The sequence below is a fragment of the Methylobacterium sp. WSM2598 genome, from assembly GCF_000379105.1.
Taxonomy (GTDB): Bacteria; Pseudomonadota; Alphaproteobacteria; order Rhizobiales; family Beijerinckiaceae; genus Methylobacterium.
Genome location: NZ_KB900609.1, coordinates 4,622,591 through 4,638,543, shown reverse-complemented (window position 1 = coordinate 4,638,543; position 15,953 = coordinate 4,622,591). Strand labels below are relative to the sequence as shown.

14 protein-coding genes and 1 pseudogene are annotated in these 15,953 nt (G+C 66.6%); 6 read left to right on the top strand and 9 right to left on the bottom strand.

The window, feature by feature from the left end; all coding sequences use genetic code 11:
• Nucleotides 1–769: IS3 family transposase (locus MET2598_RS42965; RefSeq protein ID WP_063824143.1), on the top strand; the 769-nt coding region annotated here is incomplete at its 5' end.
• On the opposite strand, the gene MET2598_RS37095 is transcribed toward MET2598_RS42965, so the two are convergent.
• Genes MET2598_RS37095 through MET2598_RS0121900 form a run of 3 tightly spaced genes read right to left on the bottom strand, consistent with a single transcriptional unit; the run spans nt 717 to nt 1,932 of the window.
• The gene (locus tag MET2598_RS37095) at nt 717–1,364 is read right to left on the bottom strand and encodes a hypothetical protein (protein WP_084673907.1); all 648 of its coding nucleotides are present in this window, start codon (nt 1,362–1,364) and stop codon (nt 717–719) included. The two genes, MET2598_RS42965 and MET2598_RS37095, sit on opposite strands and share 53 nt — an antisense overlap.
• Nucleotides 1,361–1,615, bottom strand: coding sequence for a hypothetical protein (locus MET2598_RS0121905; RefSeq protein ID WP_018262363.1), 255 nt, complete (start codon nt 1,613–1,615; stop codon nt 1,361–1,363). Before MET2598_RS0121905 ends, MET2598_RS37095 begins: the two co-directional genes overlap by 4 nt.
• Nucleotides 1,612–1,932, bottom strand: a complete 321-nt coding sequence (locus MET2598_RS0121900) for a hypothetical protein (protein ID WP_018262362.1) — start codon at nt 1,930–1,932, stop codon at nt 1,612–1,614. The genes MET2598_RS0121905 and MET2598_RS0121900 overlap by 4 nt, the downstream gene beginning before the upstream one ends.
• 1,307 nt (nt 1,933–3,239) lie before the next feature.
• Here MET2598_RS0121900 and MET2598_RS0121895 point away from each other — a divergent pair.
• Both MET2598_RS0121895 and MET2598_RS0121890 read left to right on the top strand, forming a co-directional pair.
• Nucleotides 3,240–4,697, top strand: coding sequence for an MmgE/PrpD family protein (locus MET2598_RS0121895; RefSeq protein WP_018262361.1), 1,458 nt, complete (start codon nt 3,240–3,242; stop codon nt 4,695–4,697).
• A 331-nt stretch (nt 4,698–5,028) separates the two neighbouring features.
• Nucleotides 5,029–6,537 carry a LuxR C-terminal-related transcriptional regulator gene (locus MET2598_RS0121890; RefSeq protein ID WP_018262360.1) on the top strand — a complete coding sequence of 503 codons (1,509 nt, stop codon included), beginning with the start codon at nt 5,029–5,031 and terminating at the stop codon, nt 6,535–6,537.
• 62 nt (nt 6,538–6,599) lie between these two features.
• On the opposite strand, the gene MET2598_RS0121885 is transcribed toward MET2598_RS0121890, so the two are convergent.
• Nucleotides 6,600–7,391 carry a Crp/Fnr family transcriptional regulator gene (locus MET2598_RS0121885; RefSeq protein WP_012331171.1) on the bottom strand — a complete coding sequence of 264 codons (792 nt, stop codon included), beginning with the start codon at nt 7,389–7,391 and terminating at the stop codon, nt 6,600–6,602.
• A 162-nt stretch (nt 7,392–7,553) separates the two neighbouring features.
• Here MET2598_RS0121885 and MET2598_RS42285 point away from each other — a divergent pair, with 162 nt between their 5' ends.
• The gene (locus MET2598_RS42285; protein WP_012331172.1) at nt 7,554–7,724 is read left to right on the top strand and encodes a hypothetical protein; all 171 of its coding nucleotides are present in this window, start codon (nt 7,554–7,556) and stop codon (nt 7,722–7,724) included.
• Nucleotides 7,725–8,570: 846 nt separating this feature from the next.
• On the opposite strand, the gene MET2598_RS0121875 is transcribed toward MET2598_RS42285, so the two are convergent.
• Genes MET2598_RS0121875 through MET2598_RS0121855 form a run of 5 tightly spaced genes read right to left on the bottom strand, consistent with a single transcriptional unit; the run spans nt 8,571 to nt 13,656 of the window.
• Complete coding sequence (locus MET2598_RS0121875; protein WP_018262358.1) at nt 8,571–9,488, bottom strand: hydroxymethylglutaryl-CoA lyase; 918 nt, start codon at nt 9,486–9,488, stop codon at nt 8,571–8,573.
• Between the two features lie 5 nt (nt 9,489–9,493).
• Nucleotides 9,494–10,657, bottom strand: a complete 1,164-nt coding sequence (locus tag MET2598_RS0121870; RefSeq protein WP_012331174.1) for an iron-containing alcohol dehydrogenase — start codon at nt 10,655–10,657, stop codon at nt 9,494–9,496.
• Between the two features lie 47 nt (nt 10,658–10,704).
• A complete protein-coding gene (locus MET2598_RS0121865) occupies nt 10,705–11,913 on the bottom strand; it encodes a CaiB/BaiF CoA transferase family protein (RefSeq protein ID WP_018262357.1) in 1,209 nt (402 codons plus the stop codon).
• Complete coding sequence (locus MET2598_RS0121860; protein ID WP_012331176.1) at nt 11,910–12,581, bottom strand: GntR family transcriptional regulator; 672 nt, start codon at nt 12,579–12,581, stop codon at nt 11,910–11,912. Before MET2598_RS0121860 ends, MET2598_RS0121865 begins: the two co-directional genes overlap by 4 nt.
• A 46-nt stretch (nt 12,582–12,627) precedes the next feature.
• On the bottom strand, nt 12,628–13,656 hold the full coding sequence (locus MET2598_RS0121855; protein WP_018262356.1) for a TRAP transporter substrate-binding protein: 1,029 nt from the start codon (nt 13,654–13,656) through the stop codon (nt 12,628–12,630).
• Between the two features lie 654 nt (nt 13,657–14,310).
• Between MET2598_RS0121855 and MET2598_RS39670 the strand changes: the two are divergent.
• Nucleotides 14,311–14,547: pseudogene (locus MET2598_RS39670) on the top strand (IS3 family transposase); the annotation flags it as partial.
• A 356-nt stretch (nt 14,548–14,903) separates the two neighbouring features.
• Nucleotides 14,904–15,515, top strand: coding sequence for a YoaK family protein (locus MET2598_RS39665; RefSeq protein WP_012331179.1), 612 nt, complete (start codon nt 14,904–14,906; stop codon nt 15,513–15,515).
• Nucleotides 15,516–15,953: the final 438 nt, after the last annotated feature.

The window sequence follows — 15,953 nt, the reverse complement described above, 5'->3', positions numbered from 1 at the left end:
CGCGTCGCGCCGTCAGCGCGAGGACCTCGTGCTGCTCGCCCACGTCCGCTCGGCCTTCGCGCTCTCACACGAGACCTATGGCAGCCCGCGCATGACGCACGAGCTGCGCGAGCAAGGGCTTGGCGTGGGCCGGCGCCGCACGGCGCGGCTGATGCGGGAGAGCGGGCTCAAGGCTCGCCAGCCGCGCCGCTTTCGGCGCACCACCGACAGCCAGCATGCCTTCCCGGTCGCGCCCAACCGGCTCGACCAGGATTTCACCGCCGCAGAGCCCGACGAGAAGTGGGGGGCTGACATCTCCTACATCTGGACACGGGAGGGCTGGCTTTATCTGGCGGTGGTGATCGATCTTTATGCCCGGCGGGTCGTCGGCTGGGCAGCTGGCGACCGGCTGCACAAGGAATTGGCCCTGACTGCCTTGCGTCGCGCTTTGGTTGTGCGACGGCCGGCAGCTGGTCTGGTGCATCATTCGGATCGAGGTAGTCAGTATTGCTCGAACGAGTACCAGGCTGAACTACGAAGCCGCGGGATCACCATTTCGATGTCTGGCAAGGGCAACTGTTATGACAATGCGATGGTCGAGACGTTCTTCAAGACGCTGAAAAGCGAGATGGTCTGGCGCACCGTCTTCTACACGCGTGCCGAGGCGACCGAAGCCCTGGCCCGCTACATCGATGGCTTCTACAATCCCTGCCGGCGCCATTCCGCGCTCGGCTTCGTCAGCCCTGTCCGGTTCGAGAGGCGGGGCACCTGTTCAACCGCTCTCTACTAAACCGAAGCAAGTCCAACTCGGCGTCTCCGCCAGTGGCTTGCTCGAGGAAAGCGAGCCAGAGCGGGCAATCCGGCAACCGGGCTGGCGCGACGGCGGCGAGCTTTGTGATCCGCTCGTCCGGCCTCGCAGGCCGCAACTGGCCAGTGCGCAGATCGACCGTGCCTCCGGGCGTGCCGAGCAGCCACGGATCAGCGTCCCAAGCGTCGGCAGTGACGGCGAAGGCCGGATCCGAGCGGGCGAACCGCTCCACGCCAAGCGCGAAGCTGGTCTTGGACGCCACAAAGCGGGCCTTGTCGCGCTCGTCTGAGACGAGCCGCCGGATCATCTCCCTGGCCCACTGGAATGCCTTGCCGGTGCGGTCCGGCCGCCATGCCGAGCCGTTCCACTCGAACCACGAGCCGGAGCTGTGGCAGTAGAGCAGGCGGCCCTCATAGAGGGCCGTGAACTCGCACGCCGCGCTGTCTTCCGTCACGATGTCGTTGCGGGGTGGAGGCGCGTTGCGCGCCTCCGTCTCGGGTTCGTCACGGCCCAAGTCATAGCTGGCTTCAGCGGCTTTCCTGGCCGCGCGCACGCGTTCGGAGAAGTCGTGCATCATGCGAACTCCTCCGCAATTTGCGCGGCCTTCCTGGCCTCGTTCAGCATGGCGAGAAGGCCGAGGACCTGCTCGAACACGATCGCGGTTTGGCGAGCGTGGTAGTTCAGGCCAGCGCGATCGTTGATGGCGGCACAGTCGGCTGCGAGGCCCGCCTTGAACATTGTTAGATCAAGAGCCTCGACGATGCAGGCGAACAACATCTCGGACGTGCCGTGGCTGATGTGGTTGGTGTCGGGGCGAGGCGCGGTCATGCTGCGTCGCCTCCATCGTCGAGGAGGTCACGGGGAAGGTCGCCAAACACATTGTCCAGGGAGCCGTCGCTCAGATCGCCGTAGGCGACTGAGGTCCAGTGCGGCCGAGCATCCGGCAGCCGCTGCAGGCCGTTCGCCTGGATCCGCTCCACTTCGGCGCGGGCATGCCGCAGGGTGCCGTAGCCGATCCGGCGCAGGAACTGCCCGCGCCGGTACAGCTCGGCGCACCAGTCACCGCAGTCGTAGCCAAGCCGCACTGCGTCGGCCTCAAGTCGGCGTATGCGGTGACGTGGGAAGGTGAGGACGTCGGCCATCATGCGACGCCCCCATGCAGGTAGGCGCGCACCGCGCTAGGGCGGGCGAAGACCCCCGCCACTGACCCGCTCTTGTCGACCAGAGCGAAGAGACGGCTTGCGCCGGCCGGCTGGCCGTGGCTATGGGATGAGCGCTGACGAGACGTTTCCTTTGCGCCGTTCCGGGCTCCTACCCCCGGGGCGGCGTTTCTCGTTTCGGGGCTCGGCACCAACCCTTCGTGGTTTGCAACTTGGGTCGTAACCCCTTGATCGTTCAGGATCAGATTTGTGTTTGGTTTGCAGAAAAACTGAGTATTTCCAGCACCCTGCCCCAATCTACGAATCTGGGGGTCAGAGGTTCGAATCCTTTCGGGCGCGCCATCAAACTCAAGCATTTAGTGAAAACTAAGCGACCGGGCGCTTACCAGGATGAGACGCTGGTAAGCGCGTGGTAAGCAGCCGGCGATTTTCGCCAATCAGGCGTGACAACGCCGCTCCCGGTCGAGGGCCTTTCCTGCGGTAGGCGGGGCTTCGGTTCAGCCGCCCTGATTGCGGCTGGTAGAAGGCCGCAAAATAATGCATCTCGGTCGCCGGCGTCTTGCGGGGCTTGGTCTCGGCGTACTCGCTGAAGGAGGCCGACACGAGGCAGCGGAACGCGCGCTTGAACCATGGCCGCCAGTAGGACGAGATCACGTTGCGGACGTTTGTGACGGGCTGGGTGCCGAGCTTCGGGGGCGGCGGGAAGCCCCAGCGCATAATCCGCCAACTCGCGCTCGCCCTCCGCCTCACGCACCACGGGCGCCATTCGCGCGCCGGCTGTACGTGACGCACCGCGAGATTGGTCTAGCGGATCGCGTCCGTGAGCGCCTATCTGGTGGTGCCACACAGGACAGAGCGAAGAAGGGCGGAGATCATCTCGCCCACCTGAACTCAGTCCATCAATCCCTCGCAGAAAGGCTTCTCGCCCGACCGCAAGCGTGCCACTTCGGTGGATCAGCGACGCCTGCGGGCACAGGCCGGCAGGGCACGATGGAGCGGGCCCACTTCCTGGGGCTCCAGGCGTTTCTCAGCATCGCGAACTGGGGAAGCTTCAACCGGGCGGCTGGGCACCGCGATGAGTACCTGTGCCCTGTGCGCCGGTGGCATCGCCTTCTGCGCGGCGCTGCTCCCCTCGCAGACCGCCGGCGCCGACCTACACGGCGATCCAGGTCCCACCGACGGCCGCCAGGTCGAGCCTGGCCGGATGCCGGCAGAGCGGTACCGCCCCATCTCGTACACACCGACGTGTAGGAGCCGCCCACCACACGACAGAACTCGGGGAGGAGCAGGAGATGTCCCAGACCGCTTCAGGACATGGCACGGATCGACGCAAGTTCCTGCAAGTGACGGGCAGCCTCCTAGCCGCAGCCGCCAGTCCCGTGCGGGTGGCCGCGGCCGGTGGCGAGGTCACCGGACAGCTCGCCCGCTACATGGTCGAGGCGCGGGACCGGCCTTTGCCGCCCGAGGTCGTGCAGGCCTGCAAGCACCGCATCCTTGACACCTTCGGCGCCATGATCTCCGGCGCTCGCATGCGGCCTGGCGAGTTGGCGACGGCCTATGTGCGCGGCCTCGGCGGCACCGATCAGGCCACCGTCGTCGCCTCCGACCTGCGCACGACCGCGATCAACGCGGCGCTCGCCAACGCCATGTGTGCCCACGCGGACGAGACGGACGACTTCGAGCCGGTCACCAAGGCGCATCCGGGCTCCGCGACCGTGCCCGCAGCTCTCGCGATGGCCGAGAAGGAGGGCCGCTCCGGCCTGGAGATGATCCGCGCCGTGGCGCTCGGCTACGATCTCTGCTGCCGGCTGCTGCTGGCGCTCGGGCCAGACCTTGTGCGCGGCTCCCACCGTAGCGCAGAGGGCACGAGCTCGACCTTCGGTGCGCTCGGGGCGGCCGCCATACTCGCCCGCCTCGACGAGCGGAGCACGCGCTTCGCGCTGTCCTACGCGGCCCAGCAGGTCTCGGGCCTGTGGAGCTGGGTGAAGGACGAGGACCACATCGAGAAGGCGTTCGACTTCGCCGGCATGGGCGCCCGCAACGGCGTCACTGCCGTCTCCATGGTTCAAGCCGGCCTGACCGGTGTCGCTGACGTCCTCGACGGGACGCACAACCTGTTCATCGCGCTCTCAAGCGACCCAAAGCCCGAGGCGATGCTGGAGGGGCTCGGGAGCCGCTTCTTCGTCACCGAGACCGCGATCAAGACCTTCTCGGTCGGGTACCCGATCCAGTCGCCGCTCGACGCGGTTTTGACCTTGCGCGAGCGCCACGGCCTGCGGGCCACCGATGTGCGACAGGTCGTGGTGCATCTGCCGACCGACGCGGTCGGCATCGTCGGGCACAGCGCCATGCCAGACGTGAACTGTCAGCACCTCGTCGCGTTGGCGCTCGTGAAGGGGGCCGTCTCCTTCGCCGACAGCCATGATCCGAGGCTGATGCAGGAGCCATCCATCCAGTCCGTGCGGGAGAAGGTCGAGGTGGTGGGCGATCCCGGCCTGATGACACGGGAGGCTCCGCGCAGCGCGCGGGTCGAGGTGATCCTTGCCGACGGGCGCAGGCTCGAGCACTTCACGAAGTTTCCGCCGGGAACGAAGGAGAACCCCCTGAGCACGGAGCGGGTTAACGCGAAGGTTCGCGACCTGATCGTGCCGGTGCTTGGGGTATCGCGCGCGGACGACCTGATTGCGCGTATCAACGACCTCGAAAATCTTGAGGACGTCCGAGCACTACGGCAATTGTTCGCGCCCTGACCCGACTGCAACCTAAGCCTAGGCGTAGTGTGGGCTAGGGCCGCTGCGCGCCAGGAGCCGACATTGAGCTGCCGAGATCTGAAGGGCCGCTTCCGACCCTTCTCGGGCGTTCGGAAGGTCTGCTTACCGGCGGTCTGATCGGCCCTGAACGACCGGGGCTGGCCGAGGACGGCCATGTTCCAGCATGGCTGTTCCATTCATCAAGCCCTATTGGAACGGGCTTGGACCCAGCCCTGGCTCGCGCGTACACCAGTTATTGAGGTGCTGCGCAGGGTCCGAGCCACGGTTCTTCGCTGACAAGCGCCTGATCGCTCAGCGCCGGGGAACTCCAATGCCCAGCCAAGAGCAGATGATGAAGAGCCAGCAGGTGCTGGCCGATTTCGGCGAGTTCGTCCTGCGCAGCGAGAACCTCGACGAGGTGCTGGCTGAAGCCTGCCGTCTCGTCGCCGAGGCTTGCGGCATCACCCGCGCCAAGATCCTAGAGATCCAAGGGGACGGGCAAAGCTTGCTCGTGCGGGCTGGCGTCGGCTGGGAGCCGGGCATCGTTGGTCGGCTGCGCCTACCCGTGAGAGAGCGCTCCTCCGAGACCTTCGCGATCAAGGAAGGCAGGCCCACCATCACGCAGGACATCCGCAAGGAGGAGCGCTTTGATGTCCCCGCGTTCATGAAGGAGGCCGGAGTCATCGCATTCGCCAACGTGCCGATCTTCGTGCCCGGCTGGAAGGCTTACGGCCTGCTGCAGGTGGACGCGACCGAACCGCGCGACTTCGGCAAAGAGGATACCGAGTTCCTGCGCACCTACGCCATCATCCTGGGGCCGGTGATCGACCGCCTGCAGAAGGTGAGTGCCTTGCGCTTGACCGAGGAGCGCTTCCAGCGCTTCGCCGAGCATTCGGCGAACGTTCTCTGGCTCGCCGACCTGGAGAGCGGACAACTCAATTATCTCAGCCCGGCCTTCGCGCAGGTCTGGGGCATGTCCGCCGAGGACATGCCGGACCTCGCGAGTTGGCTCGCCAGCCTTCACCCGGAGGACCGCGACGCCGCCGCGCAGGCGCTGGAGCGGGTCGGCGGCGGCGAGACAGTCGTGTTGGAGTATCGCATCCAGCGCGCCTCAGACCACGCGGTGCGCCGCATCCGGGACACCTTCTTCCCGATCCCGGGCATTGACGGACGGAGCCGGTCAGCGGGCGGGATCGCGCAGGACATCACCACCGACACCGGCCTGCGCGCCTACGTGGTCGCGGTTGGGGACGACGCCCGGAGTAGCCTTGTTGGTGCCCTGCAAGCCGCCGGGTACGAGGTGCAGACCTTTGCGAGCGGTCAGGCCCTCCTCAAGATTGCTGGCTCGCTGATGCCGGGCTGCGTCGTGCTCGACCTCGAGGAGGCGAGCGGCCTGGTGACCACAAGCGCGCTGAAGGCGGCACGTGCGCACCTGCCCGTGCTGGCGGTCGGCGCGAGCGGGGGCGACGTCGGCTTCGGGGTCCGCGCCATGAAGGCGGGAGCGGTCGATTTCCTCGAAGCCCCCTGGACACCGGAGGTGCTGCTGTTCGCGGTTAGAACGGCGCTCGCCGAGATCCACGCCGAGGCTGATCGGGCGCGCCAGGGCGAGGAGGCCCGTGCCCGGACTGCGGCGCTTTCCGCGCGCGAGCGCGCGGTGCTGGAGGGTTTGCTCGCGGGCGGGACCAACAAGACCATCGCCCGCACGCTGGGCCTGAGCCCGCGCACGGTGGAGATCCACCGGGCTCGGGTCATGGAGGCGCTCGGCGCCCACACCCTACCCGAGGCCGTTCTCATCGCGACCGCAGCTGGCGTGCGTCCCACCGTTCAGGACGGCGACTAGGTCGCAGCCCAGCGCCCGCGTAGGAAGCGGGCCGTTATGGGCCTCGAGACAGCCGGCGTTCGCTAGAGATACCCGGCCTCGAACTCCGCGAGCTGACGCAGCCGCTGCGGCGCGAGTATCTGCAGGCGCGGTCCCCGCAGCGAGATCAGCCCGTCGCGTCGTAGGGCTTGCAGCACGCGGTTGACGTGCACGTACGACAGGCCAAGTGTGTCGGCCAGATCCACCTGGGTCAACGGCAGATCATACTGACCATCCGAGACCTGGCCGATTGATCCCAGGCGCTCCAGCAGTTCGCACAGGAGATGCGCCATTCGCTCAGTGCCCGAGCGGCTGACATTGGCCACCCACTCGTGCGCCGTCGCCTCTTCGGCGAGCCTCGCGTACTGGAGCGCGAGCGCGATGCGGGGATGCCGGCCGAGCAGGTCGAAGTAAGCCACGCGCGGAACCTTGGCGACGAGGCAGTGCGTGAGGGTCTCGATCGTGTGGTCGAGCGGGTAGTTGTGGAGGACACCGCGGTCGCACAGATCGCCGGGGACGAGATAAGCCACAATCTGGCGGCGGCCGGACGCACGTCGCTTGTCACGGCTCGCGAACCCGGCGAAGACGATGAGCGCGTGATTGGCCACGCTGTCCTGCTCCACAATGACGGTGTGCCGCTCGACCGGCCGGACATAGCCGGTCAGGCCTTCAAGCGCCGCTCGATCCTGCACCGAGAGCGGGGCAAAGCCATCGAGCTTACGCGCCAGCGCACAGACGGGGCTGTCCGCTTCCGGCGCCGGAGACACCTGCGGTGGTACCTGAGCGACTCCGGATCCGGCGGGATCCATCACGGTTATTGTGGCAAGTGTCTCCATCGAACTTCCTCTGGAATGGTTGCCCCATTCTTCCGGCGGCGCAGCGCGAGTACATCCGGTCCATTCCTTAGGAGCCCGCCGAGCCGCGAGCTTCGATCTCCTCGCTCCGGTAGGCCATCGCAGAGGCAGGACGAGATCCTTGAGGCGCTGGACCGCCGCATCGTGGAGGCCGAGACACAGGTCACGGCGCTGACTGCGATCATCATCGGCCTCAGCAAGGCCGGGTGTGACACCGCCGAGGCAGCGGCCCTGTTGCGCGACTACGAGACCTCGCTGCCGAACCTGCGTGGCCAGCGATGGGCGATCCCAGCCAAGGGAGGGCAGGATCCATAATGTCCAGTCGGCGAATGGCCGATTTGGAGATGCCGCTTGGGTCAGCTGGATGGCAGGAATGGGAGAAAAGCCGAATGTCGGCTTTCGGGCAACGGGCCAATGGCGGCTCTCCACCGAGGCCGTGTGAAAACTCAGGCGCGCTCCGAAATCGGAGAATAATCTTCTACACAGCCGTTATCCGAGCATCCTGGATGGCGGCCGAGATGCCAACTGGGTGCCTATTCCGGCGCTGCCCAGGGTTATCGAGGGAAGATCCTCCTGCCGCCTTTGCGTTATCACACAGCCTCCACCCCATCCAGACCTTGGTCGCCAGCGGTTCAAATGTCCGCTTGGGGTCAGCAGCGGCGGTTATGAGAGTGCATTCCGGGGGTCTGGTAGGGTCGAGAGCAGCCCCTTGCATGGCTAAGCTGATTGGTTTTGACCCTAGCCTTAGTCGTCGCTGGCCAGCTTCCGCCTTTGCCGATCAGTCGCAGCGGTCGAACGGGGCCGCCCGCCCTCACTAACGACGAACCCTGCGCGCCACCGGATAGCAGCCACGAGGCACCCGGCGCGATCGTCCCCTGGCCCAGATTGCGCCGCCTCGCCGGTGCGGGCGACGAGGCCGCAGGTTGAGCTCTGGGCGTCTTGGGGGCGGTGCGCAGACGGGCCTCGCATCCGGCGGTTGGTCGAGGCCGGATGCGGCCCGGATAATCGTCCCGAACCGTCGCGAGGCGCGCGATCACGCCGGCCTCGTCACGGTCGATATCCGCGCCGTCGCGGTAACGTCGGGGACATCGGCCGCGAGCGGAACAGTCGTGAGGGTCACCCCGCAGCCGGAAGGGCGGGAGCGCGGATGTCGGCCAAAGCTCAGGGTGCAGTCTCGGCGGAGGAGCAGCGCTGGGCGACGCGCCAGACCGCGCTGTCGAGGGGCGCGCCACGCCACTGCGCGAGGTGGCGGTCACTCGCCAGGAGGGCCGCCTGGTCGATCCCGGTGCGGACGCCCATCGCCTCCAGCATGGACACGACGTCCTCGGTCGCGGCGTTGCCGGTCGCGCCGGGCGCGTAGGGACAGCCGCCGAGCCCGCCGATGGCGGTATCGAAGTGGACGATGCCGGCCTGCAGCCCGGCCAGGACGTTGGCCAGCGCGCAGCCGCGCGTGTTGTGCAGGTGAAGCTCGAACACGATGCCGGGGAAGCGCGCGATCAGCCCCCGCGACAGCCGGTCGACCTGCACCGGATCGGCGATGCCGATCGTGTCGCACAGGCCGATCCGCTCGCACCCGCCCGCGACCAGCCGGGCCACGATGGCGTGGATGCGCTCATCCGGCACCGCGCCCTCGAAGGGGCACCCGAACACCGTCGACAGCGAGATCCGCCGCCGCAGCCCGTCCGCTCCCGCGGCCGCGTGCAGGTCGAGGATCTCGACGAGCGATTCCTCGGTCGAACGGTTGAGGTTGCATCTGTTGTGGCTGTCCGTCGCCGAGAAGACGAAGGTCATGCCCTTGATGCCGGCGCGCTGCGCCCGCTCCACGCCGCGCGCGTTGGGGATGAGCGCGAAGGCGCCGACCGGCAGGTGACGGGTCGCCCGCACGACCTCCTCGGCGTCGGCGAGGTTCGGGATCCACGACGGATGGGTGAACGAGGTCACCTCGATCTCGCCGAGGCCGGACGCCGCCAGCTGCTCGATCAGCCTGACCTTGTCCTCGGTCGGCATGAAGCGGGCTTCGTTCTGGAGGCCGTCGCGGGGGCCGACCTCAGTGATGTGGGCGAAGGCAGGCAGCCGCATCGTCGTCAGGCCTCCGGCCGGAAGGCGCGGCCGAGGATGTCCATCAGCCCCTCGTAGGTGACGTCGCGCGGGTTCGGACGGACCTGGCGGACATTCGTCATGCCATCGCGGGCGAGCGCCTCCATGGCGCTGCGCGGCACGGCGAGATCGTCGAGATGCGCCGGGATGCCGACGTCGCGCGACAGGGCCTCAACCGTCGCGACCGCCCGCTCGGCGCCCTCGCGGACCGGGAGGTGGGCGACCGTCTCGCCGAGGGCCGCCGCGACGTCGCAATAGCGCGGCAGGGCCGCGACGAGGTTCCAGCGCATCACGTGGGGCAGCAGCACGGCGTTGGCGATGCCGTGCGGGATGTTGAACTGCCCGCCGAGCGGCATCGCTAGGCCGTGCACCATCCCGGTCGCGGCGCTGCCGAAGGCGTAGCCGGCGTAGAGGCTCGCCGTCAGCATCGCCTCGCGCGCCCGGATGTTCTGGCCGTTGTGAACGGCCGTCCGCAGGTTCTCGCCGATCAAGCGGATCGCCCTGAGTGCGAAGTCGTCGGTCATCGGCTGGGCGAAGCGCGAGACGTAGGCTTCGATCGCGTGGGTCAGGGCATCCATGCCGGTCGCGGCCGTCACCGCGGCCGGGAGCCCGAGCGTCAGCTCAGGATCGAGCAGGGCCGTGTCGGCGAGCAGGTAGCGGCTGACGATGCCCTTCTTGGTGTGCTGCGCCTTCAGGCTGAGCACGGCGACGTTCGTCACCTCGCTGCCCGTGCCGGCGGTTGTCGGGACGATGATCTTCGGGACGCCCGGCGACGTGACCTTGTCGATGCCGAGGTAATCCTCGACGGCGCCCGGGTTGGTGGCCATGACCGATGCACACTTGGCGGTGTCGATGGCGCTGCCGCCGCCCAGGCCAACGATCAGGTCGCATTTCTGCGTGCGCACGCGGTCGGCGCAGGCGACCACCGTCTCAATGCTGGGATCCGGCTCGACGTCCGAGAAGACCTCGACGTCGCGTCCCTGCAGCAGGTCGAGCGCGCGTCCGGCGATGCCTGCCTTCACCAAGCCCGGATCCGTGACCAGCAGGATCCTGCGCCGGCCGAAGCGGTCGACCTCGTCAGCGAGCTGGTTCAGGGCGCCGCAGCCATGCACCAGCCTCTGGATGGCAGTGAAGATCGCGATGTCTGACACGGGCGTGCTTCCGTCTGGATGGGGCTGGCGGTGGCAGCGCGGCGGGATCAGATCACGCCGTCGGCTTTGAGTTGGGCGATGTCGGCGGCACTCAGGCCGAGCCGTTCGGACAGGACCTCGCGCGTGTGGTGCCCGAGCGGCGGACCAGCCCACTGCACGGCACCCGGTGTCTCGGAGAGCCGCGGGGTCACGCCCTGCATCGTGAGGCGCCCATACTCCTCGGACTCGACCTCCACGACGGCGCCACGCTCGCGGAAGTGGGCGTCCTGCACGATGCCGGCGGCGTCGTTGAGCGGGCCAGCCGGCACGGCGGCGCGCTTGAGGACGGCGAGGAGTTCCGCGAGCGGCAGCGTCCGCGTCCAGACCGCGACGCGGTCGTCCAACTCCTGCTGGTGGGTGCCACGGGCGCGGTGCGTCGCGTAGCGCGGGTCGGCGGCCAGTTCGGACGCGCCCATGGCCTGCGCGAGACGCTTGAAGATCGCGTCCCCGTTCGCCCCGATGATCGCCCACTGCCCGTCACGCGTCGGGTAGAGGTTGGAGGGTGCGATGCCCGGCAGCCGCGTCCCGGTCCGCTCGCGCAGCGCGCCCGTCGCGCTGTACTCCGACAGGACGCTCTCCTGGACCGCCAGCACGGCGTCGGTGATGCCGACATCCACCACCTGCCCCTTGCCGGTCCGCCGGCGGGCTTCGAGCGCGGCCAGCGTGCCGAGGGCCGCGAAGGCGCCCGCCAGCGAGTCGCCGATCGATAGGCCGGCGCGGGGCGGGGGCCGGTCTGGGAAGCCGGCGAGCGTGCGCAGCCCGCCCATCGCCTCGGCGATCGCGCCGAAGCCGGCGTCGCGGCTGTAGGGGCCCGTCTGCCCGAAGCCGGAGACCCGGGCGACGATCAGGCCGGGATTGGTCGTCCACAGATCGTCCGGGCCGAGCCCCCACTTCTCCAGCGTGCCGGGGCGGAAGTTCTCGACCAGGATGTCGGCTTCCGCGATCAGCGCGCGCGCGATCTCCTGACCCCGCCCGGTGCGCAGGTCGAGCGTCAGGCTGCGCTTGTTGCGGGCGATGACCGGCCACCACAGCGACTTGCCGTCGAGCTGGACCGCACCCCACTGGCGCATCACGTCGCCGGATTGCGGCGGCTCGACCTTCACGACGTCGGCACCGAGATCAGCGAGCAGCTGCCCGCAGAAGGGGCCGGCGATGAACGAGCCCACCTCGACGACGCGGATCCCGGCCAGGGCGCCGGGGTTCGGGGTCTGGGTCATGATGCCTTTCCGACCACTGCAAAGCCGCGGACCTGATGAGAGGGCCCGTCCGTGAGCCGGCTGCCGATGTTGCGCGACCGCACGCCCTCGATGTGGTTCGTGATCGCGGCGACCGCCTGCTCGACGCGGCCCTCCCGGATGAAGTGCAGGATGGCGTGGTGCTCGTCCCACGACCGATCGCGGCCCTCCACCGTCCAGACCTCGAGCCACCGCGCCCGCGACAGGCGGATCATCAGGTCCTCGACGGCGCGGATGTAGAAGCCGTTGTTCGTCAGCCGCGCCAGCTCGACGTGGAAGTCGGAGCCGACGCGGTGCCACGCCGCACGGGACTCGTCCTCCCGGCAGGACGCGAGGATCTCCTCGATGACCGCGATGTCGGCCTGCTGCGCACGACGGCAGGCGAGCTTCACCACCTCGACCTCGATCACCTGCCGGAACTCGATGGCCTGTTCGAGCTCATCGAGCGAGATCGGCGTCACGATCCAGCTCCGGTCCTCCCGGGCGACGAGCCCGTCGGTCTCCAGGCGCGCCAGGGCGGCGCGGATGGGGGTGCGCGAACCGCTGAACCGGGTCTCCAGGGACCGTTCGCTGAACCGCTGCCCCGGGGCCATCTCCAGCGAGAGGATGGCATCCCGGAGTTGTTCGTAGACCGCCATCATCTGCGACATGCGCCGATCTCCTTGTCCGCGGCAGATCGCGCCGTAAGACGCCGCATCAGAGAGGACCGACGACGTCCTGCAGCTTATTCCACAGTTCGTCCCCGAACTTGGCCTGCCAGTTCTTGTAGAAGCCGCTCTTGCGCAACGTGTCGCGGAAGGCCGCGCGATCGACGTCAACGAACGTGATGCCCTTGGCTCGAAGGTCGCCGCGCAGGCTGTCGCTGAGCTTCACGACGTCCTGCCGTTGCTCGATCGCCGATTTGTTGATCTCGTTGACGACAATGTCGCGCAGGTCCGCGGGCATGCCCGCGAAGGCGCGGCGGTTGCCGACGACCCAGAATCCGTCCCAGACGTGATCCGTCATCGAGATGCTGGTCTGCACCTCGTAGAGCTTCGTCGTATAGATCAGCGGAAGCGCGTTCTCCTGTCCCTCGACGATCTTCGTCTGCAGGGCGGAATAAACCTCGTTGAAATTGATCGGCGTCGGGCTGGCGCCGAGCGATTGGAACAGCGAGGTCAGCATCGGCGCGACCGGCACCCGGATCTTGAAGCCCTTGATGCTGTCCGGGCTGTCGATCTTGCGGGTCGAGGAGCTGATCTGCCTGAACCCGTTGTTCCAGATCTTCTCCGTGACGAACAGGCCGGATTTCGCAATCTGCGCGCGGACGAGATCGCCGAAGGCGCCGTCCATCGCCTTCCAGACGTGGTCGTAGTCGGGAAACGCGAAGCCCGTGTTGAGCATCCCGCACGATGGGACCAGCGTCGCCAGGACCGACGCCGAGATGTTGAGGATCTCGACGCTGCCGTTACGGACCTGCGAGATCAGGTCGGTGTCCGAGCCGAGCTGGTTGGCCGGGAAGAGGCTGATCTCGACGCGGCCGCCCGTCGCCTCGCGGATCCGCGCGATCGCCTCGGCGGCGCGCAGGTTGACCGGATGCGTCGGATCCTGGCCGGTCGCGTATTTCCAGACGAACTCGGCGGCCCTGCCGCGCGTCGCGCCGATCGATACCAGCGGAACCGCGGCCATCCCGGACAGCACCCGGCGCCTGGACAGCGCGGTCATGGACTCCTTCGTCACGGGCATTCCTCCGGCTCGACTTATTTTTCTAAGGCAGCCGCCCGTGGATGGGGCGGATCGCCGCCATGCTTGTCTCAGCTTGGACGACGGGGTCGGCGCATGTCGGGCTCCGGCCGCAGCCCCTTCGTCGGCGGGGGCGAGGAGTTCTCAGACCGGAATCAAACGCGGTATACCAATCGGTATTCCGGACTTGGGAGGCCCGTCAAGCACGAAGTGACGGCGTCTCGCGTGGCTTCAATCCGCGGTCCGGGCCGGCCGGAACGCTAGCGCGTTCATCGCAGGTGACGGCTGCGAACCTGGGGGCGTCCTCTGCTTTGCAAACTGCGGCCGGTTGGGCCGCTGGACATGTCCGAGCCGATGCGAAGGCGGCGCGGCTCGCACCCGTGATCGCAATCTGTTTGGCGCCAGGGTTCCGAGATGCGCCACTTCCAGACCTTCGACCGGTACCGCCGGAATGGTCGCTCGGCACCCGACAGCGGACTTTTCGAAATCGGCGATTGCCCCTTTGGCGCTCCCACCAATTCGCGTAAGGCCGAGTATGCAACCTAGAAGTCCTGATCCTCGCGACGGCTTCGCTGCAAATCGCCCGGCATCCAGCGCGGCCGGGCTCGTCTCACCGAGGAGCACCCCCGTGCCAGAACAGGATCAGACGTGATCCCAGTGAGTGAGCGGCGCAGCTGCGGCGCGCTCGGCAGCGGCCGGTCGGGCATCCGCTGCCGCTCGACCAAGCTTGATCAGGCACCGCTGCGGATGCGCATCTGCAATCTGGCCAAGAGCTGGGTGCGCTACGGCTCCTTCTGGATCCACATCCTCCTGCGCCGGGAGAGCTGGCGGATAAGCCACAAGAGGGTTTGCCGGCTCTATGGGAGTAAAGATCTGAGCCTGCGCTTCAAGCGACTGGGGAAGGTCGGCGCGAAGGTGATCGCCCACTCGCGCCACACGGTGTTCCATTTGGCCGAAGTGGCGGTGCCGCGTGACCTGTTCCGCCGCATGCTGAACTTGATCGATGGTCTTCGACCAAAGCAGGTTGCGCGATGTTGAATTGGCAAGTGGAGGCGGTCGTGCTGGAACCTAAGGCGGTGGTGCGCATGACTCCCCGTTCAGCAGGCGGGACCGACGCGGTTTGGCTGTCGCCGGCGTTAACCAAATTCGGCCAAGCGGCTCGATCAGCTGCCTGGCACCGTTTAGAGGACGAGCATGGCGTTCCTCTATCCACGAACATTCCATTTGCGTTCTTATTGTGAGGTAGTCCTATGCTCCGTGCAACGGCGCTGGCGCTCATCGCCGGATACGCAGATACCGTTGGGTATTTGCATCTGAATGCTTTTGCGGGACTAATGACGGGCAATACGATTTTTATGGGAATGGAAATTGCGACGGGCAAATATAGGGAAGCTGCATTTCATGCTGCCATTATAGCCATGTTCTTGTTTGGAGTTGTATTCGGCCGAATCATAGTACGAGCAGGTCTGGAAGTTTTTCGAGCGCTATTGGTCACAAGTGGCTTGCTGATTTTTAGCAGTCTTACCGATAAATTCTGGGGAGCATTGCTTCTTGCAATCGGAATGGGGATTCAGAACTCGGCTGCTAACCGTTTTGGAGGCGTCACCCTGAATCATGTGTTTATTACGGGAAATCTCCAAAAGATTGGCGAAGAACTTGTGTCTTGGATGTGGCCCTCTCCGGGCAAGCAAGTGAAACGCGAAAGCGCCATATTCGCTCTAGCGTGGTTTGGGTACTTATTGGGGGCCATAGCGGGTGCTTTGGCAGTTAATTTCATCGACAAGCCTCTCATTTTAGCAGCATGTGTCCTACCATTTACTATGCTTTTCCATGAGTACAAGGGAAATGCTAACTTGCGCTGATCGGCGCCTGCGGGCACAGTCGCGGAGGCCGATAAGGCTCTTCGAAGTCCTGCCCATTCCAGCGGGATCAGCGCAAATGCTTGTCTGCCCCTCTCTTTGCGATTGAGTCTAGAGCCGGATCCCAGTGATAAATACATGGATGCTTGCTGCCGTTTTTGCTTTTGCTTGGGGGCGTGAAAGAGACCTCGGCTTGACTGACTGGTTGAGCCGCCGCGCGGAAGTCAGAACCGGGGCTCACCCTGAGAGTTGAACGGCTCGCATGCGGGTTCTGCCGATCGACTGCCATCCCCTTCCGGGTAGTTATGCCGCCGCGCTGCGCGGCTCGGCCGTCCAAGGCCTTCGTGCTGCCGGACATGATGTCGAAGTCTGCGACGGGGTATCATCGACCTTGGCGGGCATGGTCTCCGCGAGCGGCTGGATTCGAGTGTCGCAGCCGAA

Excerpts from the sequence above, each read along its gene's own strand:
- MET2598_RS37095 (WP_084673907.1), bottom strand. The coding sequence starts at position 1,364 with ATGATGCACGACTTCTCCGAACGCGTGCGCGCGGCCAGGAAAGCCGCT.
- MET2598_RS0121905 (WP_018262363.1), bottom strand. The coding sequence starts at position 1,615 with ATGACCGCGCCTCGCCCCGACACCAACCACATCAGCCACGGCACGTCC.
- MET2598_RS0121900 (WP_018262362.1), bottom strand. The coding sequence starts at position 1,932 with ATGATGGCCGACGTCCTCACCTTCCCACGTCACCGCATACGCCGACTT.
- MET2598_RS0121895 (WP_018262361.1), top strand. The coding sequence starts at position 3,240 with ATGTCCCAGACCGCTTCAGGACATGGCACGGATCGACGCAAGTTCCTG.
- MET2598_RS0121890 (WP_018262360.1), top strand. The coding sequence starts at position 5,029 with ATGCCCAGCCAAGAGCAGATGATGAAGAGCCAGCAGGTGCTGGCCGAT.
- MET2598_RS0121885 (WP_012331171.1), bottom strand. The coding sequence starts at position 7,391 with ATGGAGACACTTGCCACAATAACCGTGATGGATCCCGCCGGATCCGGA.
- MET2598_RS0121875 (WP_018262358.1), bottom strand. The coding sequence starts at position 9,488 with ATGCGGCTGCCTGCCTTCGCCCACATCACTGAGGTCGGCCCCCGCGAC.
- MET2598_RS0121865 (WP_018262357.1), bottom strand. The coding sequence starts at position 11,913 with ATGACCCAGACCCCGAACCCCGGCGCCCTGGCCGGGATCCGCGTCGTC.
- MET2598_RS0121860 (WP_012331176.1), bottom strand. The coding sequence starts at position 12,581 with ATGTCGCAGATGATGGCGGTCTACGAACAACTCCGGGATGCCATCCTC.
- MET2598_RS0121855 (WP_018262356.1), bottom strand. The coding sequence starts at position 13,656 with ATGCCCGTGACGAAGGAGTCCATGACCGCGCTGTCCAGGCGCCGGGTG.
- MET2598_RS39665 (WP_012331179.1), top strand. The coding sequence starts at position 14,904 with ATGCTCCGTGCAACGGCGCTGGCGCTCATCGCCGGATACGCAGATACC.